Consider the following 6,540-nt stretch of genomic DNA (forward strand, 5'->3'; position numbering starts at 1 on the left):
GGTGAGCTTCTGCTTGAAGTCGCCGCCGATGGAGGCGGCGGTGAGCTTCACCTGGCCGCTGAAGTGCGTCTTCGCCTCGGCGACCACCTTGTCGCTGAGCGCGCCGCCCCAGTACCACAAGGTGAGGTTCTTGCCGTTCTTGCTGCCGGACGATCCCGAGCCGCCGCCGCAGGCGACGGTCAGACCGGAGGCCGCCGCGGTCAGCGCGGCGGCCTGGAGGAAGCCTCTACGAGAAAGGTCCACGGGTTGCTCCTGTTGTTCCTGTTCGACATGCGGAGGAGTGCAGAGGGGGAGAGCGTCAGTGCCGCCCGGTTCCGCAGGCGCGCGGACCGGCGGGGGTGTGCGGGCTCGGCGGGGTGACGGGGGCGTGGTGCGGGGGCGGGCCCGGGTCGGCCGGGATGCGGTCGGCGAGGAACCCGTAGGCGCGCCGCAGTGCGGGGTCGGTCAGGGAGCGCCACCAGCGTGCGACGCCGTACCAGCCGGGGGCCGCGAGGGCGCCGCCGTGGTGGCGGACTGACAGCCCGGCCGCGAGCACCGCGAACCGCAGCCGCTCCGCCAGCGGCCAGCCGCCGAGGGAGGCCGCGACGAAGCTCGCGCCGAAGACGTCCCCGGCGCCCGTCGCGTCCAGGACGTCGGTGTCCAGGGCCGGGACCTCGGCGTACTCGCCGGTGATCTGGTCGGCGGCGAGGGCGCCGTCCCCGCCCCGCGTCACCACGGCGACCGGGACCAGCTCGGAGAGCGTGCCGAGCGCGGCCACCGCGCTGTCGGTGCGGGTGTAGGCCATCGCCTCGGTCTCGTTCGGGAGGAAGGCGTGGCACAGGGCCAGTTGCTCCAGCAGGGCCGGCGACCACTCCTGGGCGGGGTCCCAGCCGACGTCGGCGTAGATCCGCGTGCCGTTCGCGGCGGCCTTGGCGAGCCACTCGCGCGGCTCGGCCTCGAGGTGCACCAGGGCGGTTCGCGCGTCGGGCGGGTCGCCCATCAGCACGTCCTGCGAGTACGGCGGCTCCTGCCCGTGGGTGAGCAGGGCCCGGTCGTGGCCGTACGCGACGGAGACGGTGACCGGGGTCGGCCAGTGGTCCGCCGTACGGGAGAGCGAGAGGTCGACGCCTTCCCGGTCGCGCAGGACGTCCCGGCAGTACCCGCCGTAGAAGTCGTCGCCGAACACCGTGGCCAGGGTGGTCCTGAGGCCGAAGCGGGAGGCGGCCACGGCGAGGTTCGCGATGCCGCCCGGGCCGCAGCCCATGCCCCCGGTCCAGATCTCCTCGCCCGGGGTGGGCGGCTTGCCGAGCCCCGTGAGGACGAGGTCGTAGAAGAGCAGCCCCGTCAGCAGCACATCGGGCCGGTCATCGTCCACGGATGTGTCCTCTCGCTCAGGGCTTCGACGGAGAGCGTCAAAACTCTTCACACTGTGAGCGGAATCGTGCGCTGCTCTGAGGGATTGGTCAATACCCGAGCAGAACTGAGCATAGAAATGATTGAAGATGACGAGTAGTGTTCTGGTCGTGCTGGCAGAACGACGACACCAACTCATCCTGCGGGCCCTGCGCGCCGGCGGGCCCGCGGCCGTGACCGACCTCTCGGAGCAGCTGGGGGTGAGTCCCGCCACAATCAGGCGTGACCTGGTCAAACTGGAAGAAGACGGACTGCTCACGCGCGTGCACGGCGGCGCCGTCGTGGAGGAGGGCGACCAGCCCTTCGCCGAGGTCGCCGAGGTGCGCGTCAACGAGAAGGACGCCATAGCCGAACGCGCCGCCGCGATGGTCGAGGACGGCCAGTCGGTGCTGCTGGACATCGGGACGACGGCCTACCGGCTGGCCCGGCAGCTGCACGGCCGCCGGCTCACCGTGATCACCAGCAACCTGGTGGTCTACGAGGAACTCGCCGACGACGAGGGCATCGAGCTGGTCCTGCTCGGCGGCATGGTCCGCCGCGAGTACCGCTCCCTGGTCGGCTTCCTCACCGAGGACAACCTGCGCCAGCTGCACGCCGACTGGCTCTTCCTGGGCACCAGCGGTGTGCGGCCCGGTGGGCAGGTCATGGACACGACGGTGGTGGAAGTGCCGGTCAAGCGCGCCATGATCAAGGCCGGCGAGAAGGTGGTGTTGCTCGCCGACGCGGCGAAGTTCCCGGGGCACGGGATGGCGAAGGTCTGCGGTCCCGAGGACCTGGACGCGGTGGTGACCAACGAGCCGGTCGACGCGGCGACGCGGGCCTCCTTCCAGGAGGCGGGCGTCGAGGTCGTCGTGGTGGGAAAGGTGGAGGCGTGAACCCATTTCCGGCCGAGGCGGGTGGATTCCCGGCCAAGGGAGCCCCGCCCTTCGGTGAACAGCAAGGTCACACACCCTCGACACCGGCCGGGCCGGAACCAGTTACAGATCTTGAAGCGAGGTCAGGGAGGTGGCGCGTGCTCGGTTCTCGCGACGCGCTGCGCGCAGCCTGCCGAATCGGAGGAACCCGGTGAAGCTGACGATTCTGGGCGGCGGAGGATTCCGCGTGCCGCTGGTGTACGGAGCGCTCCTCCAGGACCACGCCGAGGGCCGGGTGACCCGTGTCGTCCTGCACGACCTGGACGCCGGACGGCTGTCGGCGGTGACCCGTGTGCTCGCCGAGCAGGCGGCCGGCGTCCCCGACGCGCCCGAGGTGAGTGCTACCACCGACCTCGACGAGGCACTGCGCGGCGCCGACTTCGTGTTCTCCGCGATCCGCGTCGGCGGCCTGGAGGGACGCGCGAACGACGAACGCGTGGCCCTGGCCGAGGGCGTGCTGGGCCAGGAGACGGTGGGCGCGGGCGGCATCGCCTACGGCCTGCGCACGGTCCCGGTCGCCGTCGACATCGCCCAGCGGGTGGCCCGCCTCGCGCCCGACGCCTGGGTCATCAACTTCACCAACCCGGCCGGACTGGTCACCGAGGCCATGTCCCGCCACCTCGGGAACCGCGTCATCGGCATCTGCGACTCACCGGTCGGCCTCGGCCGCCGTATCGCCCGGGTGCTCGGCGTGGAGAACCCGACCGAGGCGTGGATCGACTACGTCGGCCTCAACCACCTCGGCTGGGTGCGCGGCCTGCGCGTCGCCGGCCGCGACGAACTGCCGCGCCTGCTCGCCGACCCCGACCTGCTCGGCTCGTTCGAGGAGGGCAAGCTCTTCGGCGCCGACTGGCTCCGGTCTCTCGGCGCGGTCCCCAACGAATACCTGCACTACTACTACTTCAACCGGGAAGCCGTACGCGCCTACCAGCAGGCCGAGAAGACCCGCGGCGCGTTCCTGCACGACCAGCAGGCACGCTTCTACGCCGAGATGAAGAACCCGCACGCCCCAGCCCTCACGGTCTGGGACCGCACCCGCGCCGAGCGCGAGGCCACGTACATGGCCGAGAACCGCGAGACCGCGGGCGCCGGTGAACGCGACGAGGACGACCTGTCCGGCGGCTACGAGAAGGTGGCCCTCGCCCTGATGCGGGCGATTGCCCGGGACGAACGCACCACCCTGATCCTCAACGTCCGCAACCGGCGCACCCTGTCGGTCCTGGACGCGGAGGCCGTCATCGAGGTGCCCTGCCTCGTCGACGCCAACGGCGCCCACCCGGTCACCGTCGATCCGCTGCCCGACCACGCCACCGGCCTGGTCTGCGCGGTCAAGGCGGTCGAGCGCGAGGTGCTGGCCGCCGCCGAATCCGGCTCCCGCGCGACGGCCGTGAAGGCCTTCGCCCTGCACCCGCTCGTCGACTCCGTCAACGTGGCCCGCAAGCTCGTCGAGGGCTACACCGACGTCCATCCGGGGTTGGCGTACCTTAGGTGAACGCCGTCCGGTAAGCGCTTTCCCCCACCGCTTCCCGTCTGCTCGCTCTTCCCGCTTCCTGGAGACATCCCATGCACGACGAAAGCCGCCGCATCGAGGAGCGCGTGCAGCGCCTTCACGACCAGCGCATCAAGACCGCGGTCTACGCGGCCACCGTCCCCTTCGAGGTGGAGGCATGGCAGGCCCCGGGGGAGCCGGTCCCGTTCGAGGAGGCCGCCGTCGCGCCCTACGAGCCGTTCTCGATGGGCACCCCGTGGGGCCCGCCCTGGGGCACCACCTGGTTCCGCATGCGCGGACAGGTGCCCGCCGAGTGGGCCGGGAAGCGCGTCGAGGCCGTCATCGACCTCGGCTTCGTCGGCGACTGGCCCGGCAACCAGGCCGAGGCCCTCGTCCACCTCACGGACGGCACGCCGCTGAAGGCCGTCAACCCGCTCAACCAGTACGTGGCGATCGCCAACCCCGCGCAGGGCGGCGAGAGCGTCGACTACCTGGTCGAGGCCGCTTCCAACCCGGACATCCTCGCGGACAACTTCTCGAGAACCACGCTCCTCGGCGACAAGCTGACCGCGGGCGACAAGCCGCTCTACACCTTCCGCGCCGCCGACATCGCGATCCTCGACGAGGAGGTCTGGCACCTCGACCTCGACGTGCAGGTGCTGCGCGAGCTGATGCTGGAGCTCGGCGAGCACGACCCGCGCCGGCACGAGATCGCCCACGCCCTGGACCGGGCGATGGACCTGCTCGACCTGGACGACGTCTCCGGCTCCGCCGCCGCGGTCCGCGAGGCCCTCAAGCCGGCGCTGTCCAAACCCGCGCACGCCAGCGCGCACACGATCTCCGGCGTGGGCCACGCCCATATCGACTCCGCCTGGCTCTGGCCGATCCGCGAGACCAAGCGCAAGACGTCCCGCACCTTCTCCAACGTCACCTCGCTCGCCGACGAGTACGACGACTTCATCTTCGCCTGCTCCCAGGCCCAGCAGTACGAGTGGGTGCGCGACAACTACCCGAAGGTCTGGGCCCGCATCCAGGAGTCGGTCAAGAACGGGCAGTGGGCACCGGTCGGCGGCATGTGGGTCGAGGCCGACGGCAACCTGCCCGGCGGCGAAGCCGTCGCCCGCCAGTTCATCCACGGCAAGCGGTTCTTCATCGAGCACTTCGGCATAGAGACCAAGGGCGTGTGGCTGCCGGACTCCTTCGGCTACAACGCGGCCTACCCTCAGCTGGCCAAGCTCGCCGGGAACGAGTGGTTCCTCACCCAGAAGATCTCCTGGAATCAGACCAACAAGTTCCCCCACCACACCTTCTGGTGGGAGGGCATCGACGGCACCCGCATCTTCACCCACTTCCCGCCGGTCGACACCTACAACGCCCGCTTCAGCGGCGAGGAGATGTCCCGCGCGGTCCGCAACTACTCCGAGAAGGGCGGCGCCTCCCGCTCCCTGGCCCCCTTCGGCTGGGGCGACGGCGGCGGCGGCCCCACCCGCGAGATCATGGAACGGGCCCGTCGGCTGGCCGACCTGGAGGGCTCCGCGAAGGTCGTCGTCGAACACCCCGACGAATTCTTCGCCAAGGCCCGCGAGGAGTACCCGGACGCGCCCGTGTGGGTCGGCGAGCTCTACCTGGAGCTGCACCGCGCCACCTATACCTCCCAGGCCCGCACCAAGCAGGGCAACCGCCGCTCCGAGCACCTCCTGCGCGAGGCCGAGCTCTGGGCGACCACGGCCGCCCTGCACGCGCCCGGCTACGCCTACCCCCACGAGAAGCTGGACCGGCTGTGGAAGACGGTGCTGCTGCACCAGTTCCACGACATCCTGCCCGGCTCCTCCATCGCCTGGGTGCACCGCGAGGCCGAGGCGGAGTACGCCCGCGTGGCCCAGGAGCTGCACGCCCTGACCGCCGAGGCGGTGGCCGCACTCGGCGCCGGCGGCACCCGCGTCTTCAACGCCGGCCCCTACGACCGCGCCGAGGTGGTCCGCACCGCCGACGGCACACCGGTGTACGTGGAGGTGCCCGCCAGCGGCTCCGCGCCCCTGGCCGACACCGCGCCCCCGCAGCCGGTGACCACGGACGGGCGGCTCCTCGACAACGGACTGGTCCGCGTGGAGGTGGCCGAGGACGGCACCCTGTCCTCCGTCCGCGACCTGCGCGCCGGCCGCGAGGTGCTCGCCGAGCCGGGCAACCTGCTCCGCCTGCACACGGACCTGCCCAACTACTGGGACGCCTGGGACATCGACAAGCACTACAAGAACCGCTACACGGACCTCCTGGACGCGTCGTCCGTCACGGTCGTCGAGCAGGACCCGCTGATCGGCGCGATCCGCGTCGAGCGGTCCTTCGGCAGGGGCTCCACGATCACCCAGACGATCACCGTCCGCGCCGGCAGCCCCCGGATCGACATCGAGACGGACATCGACTGGCACGAGACCGAGAAGATCCTCAAGGCGGCCTTCCCGGTCGACATCCGCGCCCCGCACTCCTCCGCCGAGATCCAGTTCGGCCACATCCAGCGCCCCACCCACACCAACACCAGCTGGGAGTCGGCCCGCTTCGAGGTCTCCGGCCACCGCTGGGTGCACCTCGGCGAGCCCGGCTACGGCGTCGCCGTCATCAACGACTCGACGTACGGCCACGACGTCTCCCGCACGGTCCGCGAGGGAAGACGCGTAGCCACGGCTCCGGATCGTCCGCGTCCGCGCCCCGGACGATCACAGCGTCGCGCTGCTCGGGTGTGCTTTCGCC

General features: G+C 71.1%; 5 protein-coding genes. 3 read left to right on the top strand and 2 right to left on the bottom strand.

What is annotated here, in order from left to right:
* Both ABZ281_RS32045 and ABZ281_RS32050 read right to left on the bottom strand, forming a co-directional pair.
* Window positions 1-243: twin-arginine translocation signal domain-containing protein (locus ABZ281_RS32045; protein ID WP_356661185.1), on the bottom strand; the 243-nt coding region annotated here is incomplete at its 3' end.
* Window positions 244-298: 55 nt separating this feature from the next.
* A complete protein-coding gene (locus ABZ281_RS32050; RefSeq protein ID WP_356661187.1) occupies window positions 299-1,354 on the bottom strand; it encodes a carbohydrate kinase family protein in 1,056 nt (351 codons plus the stop codon).
* A 148-nt stretch (window positions 1,355-1,502) separates the two neighbouring features.
* Between ABZ281_RS32050 and ABZ281_RS32055 the strand changes: the two genes are divergently transcribed.
* The 3 genes from ABZ281_RS32055 to ABZ281_RS32065 all read left to right on the top strand — a co-directional run.
* Complete coding sequence (locus ABZ281_RS32055; RefSeq protein WP_356661194.1) at window positions 1,503-2,267, top strand: DeoR/GlpR family DNA-binding transcription regulator; 765 nt, start codon at window positions 1,503-1,505, stop codon at window positions 2,265-2,267.
* 190 nt (window positions 2,268-2,457) lie between these two features.
* Window positions 2,458-3,798, top strand: a complete 1,341-nt coding sequence (locus ABZ281_RS32060) for a 6-phospho-beta-glucosidase (RefSeq protein WP_356661189.1) — start codon at window positions 2,458-2,460, stop codon at window positions 3,796-3,798.
* 71 nt (window positions 3,799-3,869) lie between these two features.
* A partial coding sequence (locus ABZ281_RS32065; protein WP_356661191.1) for a glycoside hydrolase family 38 C-terminal domain-containing protein occupies window positions 3,870-6,540 on the top strand: 2,671 nt, incomplete at its 3' end.

Origin of the sequence: Streptomyces sp. NPDC006265, assembly GCF_040613555.1 — a bacterium.
Classification (GTDB): domain Bacteria; phylum Actinomycetota; class Actinomycetes; order Streptomycetales; family Streptomycetaceae; genus Streptomyces.